12 protein-coding genes and 1 pseudogene are annotated in these 13,494 nt (G+C 45.0%); 4 read left to right on the top strand and 9 right to left on the bottom strand.

Annotated features, from left to right (window positions below):
• Positions 1 to 49: 49 nt before the first annotated feature.
• From ACN6MW_RS13695 to ACN6MW_RS13720, 6 genes are all read right to left on the bottom strand, one after another.
• Positions 50 to 826 (bottom strand): ABC transporter permease, encoded by a 777-nt coding sequence (locus tag ACN6MW_RS13695; protein ID WP_419875893.1) that lies wholly within the window; start codon positions 824 to 826, stop codon positions 50 to 52.
• On the bottom strand, positions 823 to 1,728 hold the full coding sequence (locus ACN6MW_RS13700; protein WP_419875894.1) for an ATP-binding cassette domain-containing protein: 906 nt from the start codon (positions 1,726 to 1,728) through the stop codon (positions 823 to 825). The genes ACN6MW_RS13695 and ACN6MW_RS13700 overlap by 4 nt, the downstream gene beginning before the upstream one ends.
• Entirely contained in the window at positions 1,725 to 1,925 is a 201-nt protein-coding gene (locus tag ACN6MW_RS13705; RefSeq protein WP_419875895.1) for a PLD nuclease N-terminal domain-containing protein, read from the bottom strand. Before ACN6MW_RS13705 ends, ACN6MW_RS13700 begins: the two co-directional genes overlap by 4 nt.
• Before the next feature lie 26 nt (positions 1,926 to 1,951).
• Positions 1,952 to 2,653 carry a YhfC family glutamic-type intramembrane protease gene (locus ACN6MW_RS13710; protein WP_419875896.1) on the bottom strand — a complete coding sequence of 234 codons (702 nt, stop codon included), beginning with the start codon at positions 2,651 to 2,653 and terminating at the stop codon, positions 1,952 to 1,954.
• 231 nt (positions 2,654 to 2,884) lie between these two features.
• Positions 2,885 to 3,508 (bottom strand): TetR family transcriptional regulator, encoded by a 624-nt coding sequence (locus tag ACN6MW_RS13715; protein ID WP_419875897.1) that lies wholly within the window; start codon positions 3,506 to 3,508, stop codon positions 2,885 to 2,887.
• Positions 3,509 to 3,721: 213 nt separating this feature from the next.
• On the bottom strand, positions 3,722 to 4,612 hold the full coding sequence (locus ACN6MW_RS13720; RefSeq protein WP_419875898.1) for a MerR family transcriptional regulator: 891 nt from the start codon (positions 4,610 to 4,612) through the stop codon (positions 3,722 to 3,724).
• A 181-nt stretch (positions 4,613 to 4,793) separates the two neighbouring features.
• Between ACN6MW_RS13720 and ACN6MW_RS13725 the strand changes: the two genes are divergently transcribed.
• The 4 genes and pseudogenes from ACN6MW_RS13725 to ACN6MW_RS13740 all read left to right on the top strand — a co-directional run bounded on the left by ACN6MW_RS13725 (position 4,794) and on the right by ACN6MW_RS13740 (position 9,517).
• Positions 4,794 to 5,726, top strand: coding sequence for a methyl-accepting chemotaxis protein (locus tag ACN6MW_RS13725; RefSeq protein WP_419875899.1), 933 nt, complete (start codon positions 4,794 to 4,796; stop codon positions 5,724 to 5,726).
• Between the two features lie 34 nt (positions 5,727 to 5,760).
• Entirely contained in the window at positions 5,761 to 6,771 is a 1,011-nt protein-coding gene (locus ACN6MW_RS13730; RefSeq protein WP_419875900.1) for an EAL domain-containing protein, read from the top strand.
• Between the two features lie 160 nt (positions 6,772 to 6,931).
• A pseudogene (locus ACN6MW_RS13735) lies at positions 6,932 to 7,381 on the top strand (DUF1295 domain-containing protein).
• Between the two features lie 546 nt (positions 7,382 to 7,927).
• Positions 7,928 to 9,517, top strand: a complete 1,590-nt coding sequence (locus ACN6MW_RS13740; protein WP_419875901.1) for a stalk domain-containing protein — start codon at positions 7,928 to 7,930, stop codon at positions 9,515 to 9,517.
• Positions 9,518 to 9,929: 412 nt separating this feature from the next.
• Here ACN6MW_RS13740 and ACN6MW_RS13745 read toward each other — a convergent pair whose 3' ends face one another.
• From ACN6MW_RS13745 to ACN6MW_RS13755, 3 genes are all read right to left on the bottom strand, one after another.
• Positions 9,930 to 11,300, bottom strand: a complete 1,371-nt coding sequence (locus ACN6MW_RS13745) for a sugar phosphate nucleotidyltransferase (RefSeq protein WP_419876346.1) — start codon at positions 11,298 to 11,300, stop codon at positions 9,930 to 9,932.
• Between the two features lie 44 nt (positions 11,301 to 11,344).
• Positions 11,345 to 12,115, bottom strand: coding sequence for a glycosyltransferase (locus tag ACN6MW_RS13750; RefSeq protein ID WP_419875902.1), 771 nt, complete (start codon positions 12,113 to 12,115; stop codon positions 11,345 to 11,347).
• A 347-nt stretch (positions 12,116 to 12,462) separates the two neighbouring features.
• Positions 12,463 to 13,278, bottom strand: a complete 816-nt coding sequence (locus tag ACN6MW_RS13755; protein WP_419875903.1) for a DUF6492 family protein — start codon at positions 13,276 to 13,278, stop codon at positions 12,463 to 12,465.
• Positions 13,279 to 13,494: the final 216 nt, after the last annotated feature.

A 13,494-nucleotide genomic window follows, 5' to 3' on the forward strand; every position in this document is an offset into this window, starting at 1 on the left:
TTTGTGTAAGTTGTTCGTAAAGTCTCATTACACGAGTCAATGCCATTCATTATGCTTTAGTCCACATACGTCTTGAAGCGGCCACAGTACCCGCTAATAGTACGGCAATAAACACGATGGATAGAACTATCGCTAACCACATATTCTCCCCTCCTTGACCTTTCAGCAGGATTTGCCCCGCTTCGCCTGTCAATCGGCTCGGACTCCACTTCATCGTATCACCAAGCACCTGAGTGAGAATAGCAAGAACGGCGGCTAACGCTAATGAAATAAAGGCTATTCCTCCCGTCGATTTCAGTATACAGCTAAGAAGAAGGGTTATCGTATTGATGAAAATTAGCCATAAAGCGTAAACCAAATAGCTGGTCCATATCAATTGAAACGGGATACTATTGAAAAGAACACTAGTATAATACCAGTTTCCGAACTGCCCAAGCCCAACAGCCGCTAGTGTAATGACAGTCATCCCAGACCACTTCGCCAGAATATAGCTCGTGTGCGACACCGGCTTAACCAGCACCATGATGGCCGAACCGGACTGCCGTTCTGCAGCAACGATCCCCATGAAGGAAAGAGCGAGCACGAGTAAGCCAAGCGTCCCATATTGAGACAAGGACTTCACCATAATTTCTTCAGATGTCGGAACGGGGATTAGCTTTGCTGCCTCAGCCGCAACACCTCCGGCTTCCAATAGTTGAGGCATATAATAAGTGGAAATAGGGGTCGATATCCCAAGAAACAGAAATACAAGCGGAATCCATAACCATTTATAATTGCGTGTACTTTCCAGCATTTCTTTGCGAAACAGAAGCATCCACAACCTCATGCTTGCACCGCCTTCATAAACAAATCTTCCAATGAACTTTGGCCAATCTCGAAGCTTTCAACTTCAATTGTTAAATCGGCGATCTCCCGATATAGAGCTTGTCTCGCCTCGGGAACACTGGTTACCTGCAAGGTGAATCCATCCCGCGTGGATTCGAATGTCCGTACAAACGGTCGATTTCGCAAGCTTTGAACCCACTCGAGATGGGCACCGCCGACCTTAATCCGGATCTGGGGTTTCTGATGATTACGAATTAATTCCTGTAGATTGCCCTCCACGACAATATGTCCTTTATCCATAATGATGACATCGTCACTTATTTCCTCCGCATCATGCAGGACATGAGTAGAGAAGAGAACCGTCGTTTCCCGCTTCATTTCTCTCAGAAGCTCCATGACTTCCCGACGTCCCTGCGGATCAAGCGCAGACACCGGCTCATCAAGAATAAGCAGCTTAGGACGATGAATGATCGCTTGTGCCAATCCGAGCCGCTGCTTCATCCCTCCGGAATATCCGCCGATCTTACGCTTCGCCGCAGCCCTCAGACCTACGCGCTTCAGCAGTTCATCCGCCCGGCTTGCAGCTTCTTTAGAGGACATTCGCGCAAGCCTAGCTGTAAATTCCAGAAATTCTTTGCCACTCATCCAATTAAAGAAGGAAGGGTATTGCGGCAAATAGCCTATCGACTCCCGTATATCTATCCGAGCTTCATCAATAAACTGAATCGTTCCGGAAGAAGGCTCCAGCAGCCCAGAAAGCATCTTTAATGTCGTCGTCTTACCCGCTCCATTAGGACCTAGAAGAGCCATACAACGACCCTGAGAGATGCTGAATGATAATCCATCTACTGCAGTGCTCGTTCCAAAACGTTTGACTAATTCGCCGACCTCAAGCAGACTCACGCTTCGCTCTTCCTTCCAACTGTAAAGTAGACAATCGATCCGAGTATATTACCTATGAAAATAACAAAAACCCATAATAGCTTTGGTCCTCTTGTCGATTCCCTTCTAACCAAATCCACAAGCGCAATAATCATTAGAATAAGTTGAATAACTACGATAGGCAGAATAACAGCTAGATTAAGATCTTGTAATTGCATGACGATTCCTCCAATTTAAAATGTAGTTAGATGAGCAGAATTCCTACGATTAATGTCGTGATGCCGATTGTTGCAATGAACAAGCTAGAATTTCTGACCGAGCGAGCAACCAATTTTACTATAATTATATTTACTGAGCTATGCAGCGGAATCAGCAGCACAACCGACCAGGGATAGAAGGCGACAATCAACGTACATCCAATATGGAAAGCGGATGCCCATATTCGCTCTAGAATCCCCCACAAAGGACTAGCTTGAATCGTACCCTGCGCTTCAAGAAGCTGCTTTGCCTGTAACGCCTTCTCATCAGTCCGATTCGCAAGTGTTGCGATGATAACGATATTCACCATTACGAATATCACTTCTATAGCCGCCCAACCTTGTCCAATCGAGATCGCCCAGGATGATGTTGCGGATGTGACCGCCAATAGGACAAGCCTAGTGCTTTCCTCCAGTACTCCTGAGCTTGCAACGACGATGTTTTTTGCTCTCTCCTGAGGCATTTTCATAACAAGTGCGCTCAGCGGTCCCCGCAACATCAGGGCAATGAGCCATCCGAGCGCCCCTAGTCCGAATGCCATCCATTCCATCTCATAGCCTGATGCCCAAAAACCGAACCAAAAAATGAGAGGAACCAGAATATACATCGGTAAATAAAGGAGCGATCTTCTCGTTGCACGATTGAAGCTTTCAAAATTTGAATCTTGATTCTGGACTGTCGTGCTCATTGATCTTGTCTCCTTCATTTGTGGTTTGTTGCCCAATATCAGCTTCAGGAATGACAATCGTTGAAATCTACCATCGCCTTCTCCCCTCCAGGCCCATTGTCCGCATACTTCTGGTATCGCTCCTTCATTTTCTCAAGAACAACGACTTTATTTGAAACTCCTGAAAAAATAAATGAACCGCATGTCATTTATTATAAATGACACGCGGTTCATTTTCAATATACTTTCCCATTATTTCTCTGGATTTACTCCAAGCAAGACCATCAATTGAATTGTCAATTGATGAATTTGCTGTACCGCATCCGTTTGCTGTGAACCAAACGCCAAACTATGCAGCATAATACCGTCTAGACAAGACATCATATATTTCACGATTTCATCCACTGATTGAGTTGGTTTGAATTCCCCTTTTTCTACACCCCTACGAATCACATCAATAAATATTGCAGACACACGGATGTGCCGATTTACAAAAAAATCCCGTACTCTCTGCTCTCTCCACCCTGCCGTACAAAACTCATAGATTGCAGGCACAATGCTATCTACAAGACTATCAATCGATTGACTTGTCTCTTGCAAATAACTTGTTAGTACACCTTGTGCGGATTCATGATTCTCTTTTAGCAGCGTCGACATTTGCTTCTTAAGCTGAAAATCTACATAATCGATTAAAGCAAAAAAGATGGTCATTTTATCCTTGAAATATAAATAAATCCAACCCCGACTCATCCCTGCTTCCTCAACAATATCCTTCAGCGTCGCTTGTTCATACCCTTTGCGTTTGAACACCTCTGACGCTGATATCAGAATTTGTTCAATCCGTTGCTCCTTATGTTCATCAGAGACTTTTGGCATAACCGCATCACTCCATATCAATACGTTTATATGAAATTAAAAGGCTTTCCGTTCTTTAATTTGTGATCTTCGACCGATCCATTTTCGCCCTATTTATGATACGGTTCCCCGTATCATCTATACAGCGAAATCAAAGGCACCAATTGGGTGCCTTTCTGTTATTAAGGTCATTTCCCTCCGCTGATACATGTCCCCTTACTGACCCAGCTTTTCTTAAGCATTGTGCCAATCTTCCCATTGTTCGGCAGACAGGTAGCGTACGTTAGCCTTAACAGGACGCCATTCCGCTCGGTCGAAGGCCGCCCCTCCAAGGAGGAACCGCAATTGGGGATGATTCCGCGCGGCTGCTTCAATCCACTCCATGAGCTTGTCCACATAACAGCGGTCCGTAACGGAAGCCGCGATGAAAGAAACAGAATGATTTGCGATAATCCCGTCCAGATCCTTCAAAGGAGTATCGGGTCCCAAATACAAAACGGCGGCTCCGCGTTTCCGCAAGAAGAGGCTGAACGACATGAGTCCGAGATGGTGGCGTTCTCCCTCGGGGCAAAAAGCCAATACGACGGGCAGACTGGGATTCACGGGAAAGACCCGAAACAAGGCAGATAGTCTGCGCAAAATCGTTTCCGTAGCGAAATGCTCCTGAGCTACGACGATTTTGCCGGCCTCCCACTCCGCTCCAGCCCTATAAAGAACGGGGACGATGATACGTCGAAACGCCTCTTCGAAGTCGTATAAGGCAAAAACCAGATCAATCGTCTTGTCCGCCTGGACGGAATTGAAATGGATCAAATCCATGTATAGCTTGTCGACCAAACCGTCGAATGTCAAGCTGCTTGTCGTCTGTTCTGCAGCCTGTTCTGCGGCCTGTTCCGGAGGGACGGAATCGCTTTGCCGCAGCAGTCGCACAGCTTCGCTGATCTTCAAGCCGTTTTGTTCGATTTGGTTTTTAAGGAAGCGAAGCCTAGATAGATCCTCTTCGCTTAATTGGCGGTGTCCGCCTCCGCTACGTCTCGGGGCGATGACCCCGTATCGGTTCTCCCAAGCCCGGATCGTTACAACCGGGATATCCAGCAGCTCGGATGCCCTCTTCATACTATACATGATACGTTCCCTCCTCTATGTAATTATACATAATCGATACAAAATAAGGAGAGCCTTGCCTAAAAATTGTTCACTTTTAAATAATCTTTACAAATTCCTTGCCGTTTATGTATAGATTTTGTACAATTATAGTCAATAATCTATACAAAATAATCTATACACAATTGAGGAGCACATTCCAATGATTAGAGAACAGGAGACGGCTTCAATAGAGAGACATGGCGATAAGAAGCTTTTTGCACTGATGACGGCGATTGAAAGCTCCCTTGCCATGATCGAATTCGACATGGAGAGCCGCGTGCTTTATGTCAACGATAACTTCGCGCGGTCCATGGGCTATCAACCGTCGGAAATGATCGGAATGCGACATGCGTCGTTCTGTACTCCGGAATTTCAAAACAGCCCCCAATACTTCAAGCTGTGGGAAGGTTTACGGCAAGGAAAGTCGTTCCAGGACAAAATCCAAAGAGTGAGAAAAGACGGCCGTCTCGTCTGGCTTGAAGCGACTTATATGCCGATCCTCGACGAAGAGGGTACACCTTCCGGCGTACTGAAGATCGCGACGAACATCGACGAGCGGGAACAGGCGGCTGCCCGATTGACGGAGGACCTCTTGCAGATGTCCGAAGAGCTGCTCGGCCGGGCTCGAGGAGGCATGGCTTGTAGCAAGCAGATCGAGGAAGCGGTCGGCAACGTCGTATCGGGCTCCGAAGACAATATGGCCGTGCTGCATCAGCTGGAAAGCCAGTCCGATTCCATTCGCGGAATCGTACGGTCGATTAAAGACGTTGCCGCGCAAACGAACCTTCTTGCTCTTAATGCGGCGATCGAGGCTGCCCATGCCAAGGAGCACGGGCGCGGTTTCGCGGTAGTCGCCAGCGAGGTTCGCAAGCTGGCCGCCCAAGTCGAGCAAGCGACTAAGGATGTCAGCGGATTCGTCGAAGGAATTCAAGCCCGAGTACGGGAAGTCGTGAAAAGCACAAAACGTACCCGAACACTTGCCACCGAAAGCCAGAACGGGCTTCAGCAAGCCGTCGAAGAATTCCAGGGTATCGGGGAAACCGCCCATAAGCTCGACGGAAAGGCGAACGAAATCAGGCTGATCATGAATTAAACGACGAATCCGATCACAGCGGGAGGGAAAGCCATTGAGTTGTCAGGGCTGCGGGCTAAATGAATTGCTATTCGATATTAAGGCCGAAGGGCCCCTTAACCTGCATTTGTTGCGTGATGCGTCTAGACTTATGCGAATCAGAAACGCCGTGCATCACGCGGACGAAGACGTTTTAACGATTAAAGAATCCGGCGCTCGCGAGTTTGCGGACTTTTGCGACGATCATATGGATGGAGAGAGGATGCGGTTTAGGCTGCCGGGAGAGGACTGGAGGGGGATGTCGGAGCTCTCCGCGGTTCTTGAAACAAATTGGATCGATAAATTAATCGCCGAGCGTCGAATATGCATGTATTTTCAACCTATTGTGGACATCGATGAACGGATTTATGCCTACGAAGCATTGGCGAGGTTCACGGACCAAGACGGCTCCATGCTGTATCCGAACCAGGTTTTCTCGGCCGCAAAGACGCGAGGCCGCCTTTATGCGCTGGATCGGCTATGCAGGATGAAAGCGGTGGAAGAAGCAGCGCCCCTTCGCGCCAAGACGTTTATTAATTTTATACCGACGTCCATTTATTCTCCTGAATACTGCTTAAAGTCCACGATCGAATTAGCTGAAAAATTGAACGCAGACCCCTCGCTGTTCGTTTTCGAAGTCGTCGAAACCGAGAAGACGGAGGACTTGGCGCATTTGAAGCGTATATTGGCGTTTTACAAAGAGAAGGGGTTTCAATACGCGCTCGACGATGTCGGCGAAGGCTTCAGCACGGCGGCAATGCTAACGGAGCTTAAGCCTCATTATATGAAATTGGACCGTGCGCACGTTCATGGAGTCTCGCGAGACTCGACTAAGCAGCGGACAGCGGAACTTTTTCTCGAAACGGCTTTACGCATCGGGTCGGAACCGCTAGCGGAAGGTATAGAATGCAGAGAAGACTTCGAATGGTTAAAACACCGGGGGTATCGACTATTCCAAGGCTACTTATTCGGAAAACCCAGCCTTCCTCCGAGCCCTCTAGAGGAGGTAAAGACTTGCAATCGTTAAATTATCGAATGTTTACCGAATGATTCTGGGCGGAGCCAATGAAATTATCGCGAGGGAAAAAGAGTTGAACGCCATCACAACGTATTCCCCGTTGCCTGCCGACTTTCGTAAGCATTGGGGGAGCCACGCAACGCTGATCGCTTTTTTCCGCGTATTCATGATGCAAGGCTTAATCATGCTACTGCTCGCATACCCGATCATTCGCGTTAACTCGGAGCAGAGCGGCGCCTTCGATCTTGCCGCTTATCTAGGTTTGGCTGTATGGATTATCGGGTTTGGCTTCCAAGCAATTGGAGATTGGCAGCTTCGACAATTTAAGAGGAACCGTCGGGATAAAGAAGAAGTGCTAACGACCGGGTTATAGCGCTATACCCGTCATCCCAATTACTTTGGCGAAGCCGTCATGTGGTGGGGAATCGCGCTGATCGTCCTTCCTATGCTCGGCGGTTGGGGCGCGTTAATCAGTTCCCTGTTGATTAACCTTCTGCTGATCAAAGTTTCCGGGGTACCGTTCCTCGATCGGCGTTACGCGAATAATCCGGCTTACCAGCAATATAAAAAGGAAACCAATCGGTTCATCCCGTGGTTTCCGAGAATCGAACGCGCATGACAAACCTACTAACTTCATGGAACTTGTGCGGTTAGCGGTTAGGTAATACTGCTCCATGCAAATAACCGCTTTCGTTTGTCACGTAGACTTTGCATGGAACGAATATTAAAACTTTGCATCGAGAATATTTTCAAACGCATTAGGTTTGGATGTCTTATCATTACGACTTCCTCTCTTTCTATAACAATTTTCCTACTATAGTTGTTTCTGTATGAGTCAGGAAAATTCCTTGTTGTTTTACAATTTCGTCGTTACTTATGATACGGTTCTCCGTAACACATATAGAGCGAAACCGAAAGGCACCCGACTTATTCAAGAAATGGAACAGCCTCCACATACGATTCTCCGGGTTTCCCACCAGTGTTCTTCGACATAAGGCTCCAAACACTTTGGACGCAATGTAATCAAATCACATCCCCACCTCCTTCTATAATCCCTCGCCACCCCTTAATAATTAATAAATTTTTATGATTTTCCGATAAACTACTATGTACCTAGACACTCCGGCACAAAACTAACAACAATGAGAAAGGGAGTTATCGGATCATGCAAAAAAAATTATTAAAAACCCTATTTATAGTGTTGTTTTTATGTTTAGTTATCCCTTCAGGTTATTCCGCTGCTGCTCCACTGCAGAAAGTGGATGTCGTAATCGATGGAGAGTTGCAGATTTCCCCGCAATCTGCTGTAGTTAAAGACGGCGCTACATTAGTACCGCTTAGAGGTATATTCGAAGATCTAGGTGCGAAAGTAGAATGGAATGCAAAAACACAAACGGCAAAAGGGACCAAGGGCACTATTACGGTGAATTTAGTTATTGGCAGCACAACCGCTACTGTTAACGGGAAATCTGTAGCATTATCCACTAAAGCACAATTGATTAATGGAGCAACGATGGTTCCTCTTCGTTTTGTTAGTGAATCTCTGGGTGCAAAAGTAGAATTTGATGGAAAAATTAAGTCGGTAAACATTACCAGCCAAGAAGCAATGCAAGGGACAAAAATAAAAAATATATATTCACAAACAGACTTTGTTCTTATGCTTTACACAGATAACAGCTTGTGGGCGATGGGAAATAATCTCGGTCAAGGTGCAAGCTCCTTCTCAGATACACCAGGAAAACTGATGGATGACGTGGAAAAAGTTTACACTCTTGGGTTTGATCATGAATTTTGGGTTATCAAAAATGACGGCTCATTGTGGGAATGGAATGACGATGAGAATGCAAGTATTTGGACTCCAACGAAGATCATGGACAATGTGGCGAAGGTAGCTTATTCGTATGGTAATATGCTGGTCATCAAAAGGGATGGCAGTTTGTGGGGATGGGGTAAAAACAAAAATGGGGAACTTGGGGATGGTACTACTCAAGAAATTAAGACCCCTAAGAAAATTATGGATAATGTAAAAGACATTCCAGCGATTGGATCGAAGTTTACGGTCATTGTAAAAGAAGATAACAGTGTTTGGACTTGGGGGAAAAACAAATATGGCTACCTAGGTGATGGCACTCAGAAGGATCGCCTCGAACCAAAGAAAGTACTCGAAAATGCCATATATGTATCTTCAGATGATGCCCGTACAATGGCTATAAAAAAGGACGGCAGTTTATGGGCTTGGGGGGATAACTACACGGGCAAAATTGGGGATGGAACCAAAAATGATATATTATCGCCTATAAAAATCATGGACAATGTAAAAACAGTCAGCACCAAATATCATTATGCAGTAGCTTTAAAAAAAGATGGCAGCTTGTGGTCGTGGGGAGATAATTTAGATGGCAGGCTGGGTCAAGGAACAAAGGAGAACTCTCTGACGCCTAAAAAAATTATGGATAATGTCGCAAAAATCTCCTCATACAACGGTAGTTATCAAATGGCAATAAAAGTAGACGGCAGCTTATGGGCTTGGGGATCGAATTCATACGGGAACATCGGAAACAGTACATTTAAGTCTGTCTACGCTCCTGTGAAAATCATGGATGCTGTGAAGGATATTGTCAGCCACCAAGTTGCTACCGTCATCCTCAAGAAGGACCAAAGCATATGGATCACCGGACGCTCCTTCTATCAATCTAATTATGGAGATTTATCTGTACCTACCAAAATTATCCCTAGTAATTTCCGCGCTAAGTAATACGAATATGCGTTAAATACAAAGGCACCTGATTCATAATGAGTTAGGTGCCTTTGCTTTTACCGATATAAGGCACCATAGCAGACGAAATCGTAGTGTCACCATAGCCCGAAACTTACAAACGTATATACAAATCCATGCCCCGCAGGTAATTCCAAAAAAACTTGCCATTACTTATGGTACGGTTCAGCGTATCATTCCAACGGCGATTTTTCCAGTTACCTGATGGAATTTGGTTCGACAATCGCCGAAGACAACGGCAGAAAACCTCTTACCACGTCAGTTTATTTACGCAGAGACACCGTTATTTGCGATACGGTTACCCGTATCACTCACAAAGAAAGCATCGAGGACAGTGGGCTGTTCTCGATGCTTCAATATTTTTATAACCATGTGCTATTTAATGGAATCCTTAACTCTGATCCCCCTTGCAAAGCTTACTTATTTCCTCCCAGGTTATGGCTATACGTACGATGTCTTCTTCAAGCAGATCGGTCCCTATCTGGACTTCAATATATTCGATCGGCGTAATCGCCTTGATGGCATGCTTGGCTCCAGCAGGAATTTGCAGAACGTCACCCGTTTGAATCTGAACATTCACTGCTTCCATAATGAACTCTCCGGTCCCGGAAATGATGATCCAGATTTCTTTTCTCTTCTGATGAAAATGATAGCTTGTATTTTTCCCCGGTATCAATTCTACTTTCTTCGTTAAGGTATCCGGTTGTATTTCCGCCTTCGAATAATCAAATATTCGATAAGTTCCCCATCTTTTTTCCCCCTGCATGGGCTCTTGTAGGCTGTTTCGTATACTTTTAATTTGATTGGATTTGTCTTTATTAGCAACAAGAATACCATCTGCGCTAGCAGCTACGATAAGATTCGAAACCCCAATAACGTGAATCGGGCAAGCAAGCTCATTGACTAAATGCGTATGAATGGAATCGCTTGAAATCTCTCCTAGTCCGATGACGCTATTTTCAAAAAAGTCCGGAAGCACGCTCCAGTCGCCTAGATCCTTCCAAGCATTGTCGTATGGAATGACCACCGAAGGCCTTGTTTTCTCCACAACCTCTACATCAAAGCTAGCTTCGGGAAGATGCTCGTAGCAGTCAATTAGATCTTCATATGCTGAGGGCAGACCTTTACTTTTCAAACTAGAAAGCATGAAAGATAACGGAAAAGCAAACACACCGCAGTTCCACATGGCATTTTTGCCTATCAAAAGGAGTGCTTTCTCTACATCAGGCTTTTCAACGAATTGAGTAACCGAAAAATAATCCTTCGATAAATTATCGCTCGAATGCTGCGGTACAATATAGCCAAATTGGCTGGAGGCATGCTTGGGAGCCGTTCCAAGAAGGGCCAGCTCCGAACCTGACTGAGCAAGAACGCCGGGAAATTTACGAAGCAAATTGAAAAACTCGGGCTCAACGAAGAGATCGGCAGGAATCACGCATACCGTTTCATTTGGGGCTGCCAGCAGCTTGGTATGCAAATAACTTGAAGCTAAAGCAACTGCTGTATAGGTTCCCCTTCTATGAGGTTCAGCAATAAATGGAATTTTGTCCCCCACATGATTTCGTACAATTTCCGCTTGGCTTTTTTGTGCAACAATCGAGGTGAATGGAAGCAATCCTGCTTCATCCAATTGTCTGCATACCCTCTGAATCATGGATTCCTTGCCGCCATCTTCCGAAGGCAGGAGCTTTAAAAATATTTTCGACCGGATCTCGTTCGATAACGGCCACAGTCTTTTTCCGGAACCGCCACTTAATAGCACAATTCGCAATTACATTTCCCCCTTCTAAAGAATGGAGTAATCGATTATCTTTTAGTCCGACTTACCTTTTCTATCACGCTTTTCATTGTACGGCCCGCACGGTTCCAGGACAGGTTAAGCGCATCACGTCTTCCTCGCTCCCCTTTCTTCTTGCATAGATGAGGGTTTTCATACGCCGTTCTCATCTGTCTCTTTAAATTTCCAATATCCGCTTCTGCCCAACGTTGCCCTTTTTCCGCAAACAAATGGCGAAATTGACGTGATATCGAGGATTTTCGATTCATACTGGTGACAGGGGATCGTAATTTATAGTTAATTAAGAATGAATTTTCACTTGTTAAGAAATCCATGTGTCCGCCCCAACCGGTTGCGATTACGGGAATGCCGCTGGCCAATGATTCTAAGAACGGCAAGCCGACTCCTTCACCCCTAGTAGGTAGAACAAATGCATGTCCGCGGGTATACATTCCTCTCAACTTCTTGGGATTTAGATGCCTTGCCATAATGATGATCGGTGCTGTTCTCTTACGAATTCCGAGTCTTTTTTTGTAGGTTTGGATTTGGCTGCGGATCCATTTTTCGTTTTCAAACTTTGCATATCCGTTCGTTTTGATGATCAGAAGCACTTTGTCTGAGGAAGAAAACTCTTCCCAATAAGCCTTTAATAAAGCTTCGGGGTTTTTACGGTGCTGAAAGCCGAATACAGAAATAAAAGTAAATTTGCTATCTGCTTTTTTTATGGGCAGTTTCTTATTGTTTGGGGTAAAAGTTCGGGCGTTGACTCCATGAGGAACAATAAAAATAGGAACTTTCACTCCACTGTCTCTCATGGCCCGCTTGTTTTGGTAAGAAGGGACGCATACGGCATCAGCTCGATTGAGAGGTCTCCGCCATCGATTAGGGATTCGTGTCGTCTCCCAGACGGTATTCATGATAATAACGTTAAAATGCTTTCTCTCCTTCCTCATGTTAATCGTATCAGGCGAGTAATGATAAATTAAGACCCTTTGTCTTTTTGACTTTTTGGGTGACCGTGTCCTCGATGCTTCAACTTTGACCTTAACCCCTTGCAATTTTAACGCTCGAACATATTCTCTGCTCGCGATTCCAAGACCGGAAGCTCTGCCCACAGGCCCTCTCCAAACGATTTGATTTGGAGTCATTATCGCATCTTGGCCTTTCTTACATAATCTTTACGCATATGAAAAGAGAATGATCGATATCGACGTGATTGCGTCTTAATTTGTTTTTGTGTGATTTGCGCAATGTTCGTACCTATGCTCTTGTTTAGCGCACTCTTGAGAACTAGTCCGCTTGGATTTTTAGAATAGAGGAAGTTTCCATAGGTTTCAAATTCTGAGAAAGCAAATTGCTTCGACTTGTCCATCTTCCTTATTATCGCCGAATACCATCTCGTGTGATGTTTTGATGCAATTGCCCTCTTCAATTGCTGCAGCTTCGACCTCTCAAACAGCATATAGTGGGTAACAAAGGACATGGGTGCCGCAGCTTTTTTCCCTAATAGCTTTCTATAGGTTTTAAAATATTCAGGCTGACTCCATTTTCTGCAATAAAATAATGTCTTATTACCTGTTCTGAAAACATGCGGTCGAATTAACACCGTATCGGCATCAATAACTAAAAAATATTTTGAGGTACATAAGGTATCGCCGCTCATTTTCAACAATTGCTGGAAAAGCCACCCTGACCGTTCCCATTTCTTAGAACGATAGTGAATGTTCTTCTTCGTAATGGGAAGAACTGTGTTTTCATCGATAAATCTGCATCCTTTTCGTCTGCACAGTTCCCGAATCTTATTCTGCTTCGGTGCTACGATTAGGATGCTGCCAATAGGATGCTTAACCTGTTTTCTAACGGCATCAATCACATAAGGCAGTGTCTTTAAATCCTTTGTGATTGCAGGGATCAAGACATCTATTTTTTCCTTGCTGCTTATACTCTCGATTGGATCTAACATATCTTCATCTCCTTTCAACAAGTTACTTCATCATGATATGCTGATGTTGAGCAAAGGCAATAGGCATTGCATTAGTGTACGGAACTTAGAGCCATTATAAGATACGACAAAAAAGGGCGCCTCTGTATAAGTGCGCCCCTTCCTTTCAGTCATTCATTCAATTACCTCATGCTTTGCCAAGGGATCCTTCCTGGAAGATGTTCAGCAAATATTGTT

Origin of the sequence: Pristimantibacillus sp. PTI5, assembly GCF_048572955.1 — a bacterium.
Classification (GTDB): domain Bacteria; phylum Bacillota; class Bacilli; order Paenibacillales; family Paenibacillaceae; genus Pristimantibacillus.

Bases quoted from the DNA above. Each gene is read 5' to 3' on its own strand.
- ACN6MW_RS13695 (WP_419875893.1), bottom strand. From the start codon at position 826: ATGAGGTTGTGGATGCTTCTGTTTCGCAAAGAAATGCTGGAAAGTACA.
- ACN6MW_RS13705 (WP_419875895.1), bottom strand. From the start codon at position 1,925: ATGCAATTACAAGATCTTAATCTAGCTGTTATTCTGCCTATCGTAGTT.
- ACN6MW_RS13710 (WP_419875896.1), bottom strand. From the start codon at position 2,653: ATGAGCACGACAGTCCAGAATCAAGATTCAAATTTTGAAAGCTTCAAT.
- ACN6MW_RS13715 (WP_419875897.1), bottom strand. From the start codon at position 3,508: ATGCCAAAAGTCTCTGATGAACATAAGGAGCAACGGATTGAACAAATT.
- ACN6MW_RS13720 (WP_419875898.1), bottom strand. From the start codon at position 4,612: ATGTATAGTATGAAGAGGGCATCCGAGCTGCTGGATATCCCGGTTGTA.
- ACN6MW_RS13725 (WP_419875899.1), top strand. From the start codon at position 4,794: ATGATTAGAGAACAGGAGACGGCTTCAATAGAGAGACATGGCGATAAG.
- ACN6MW_RS13740 (WP_419875901.1), top strand. From the start codon at position 7,928: ATGCAAAAAAAATTATTAAAAACCCTATTTATAGTGTTGTTTTTATGT.
- ACN6MW_RS13755 (WP_419875903.1), bottom strand. From the start codon at position 13,278: ATGTTAGATCCAATCGAGAGTATAAGCAGCAAGGAAAAAATAGATGTC.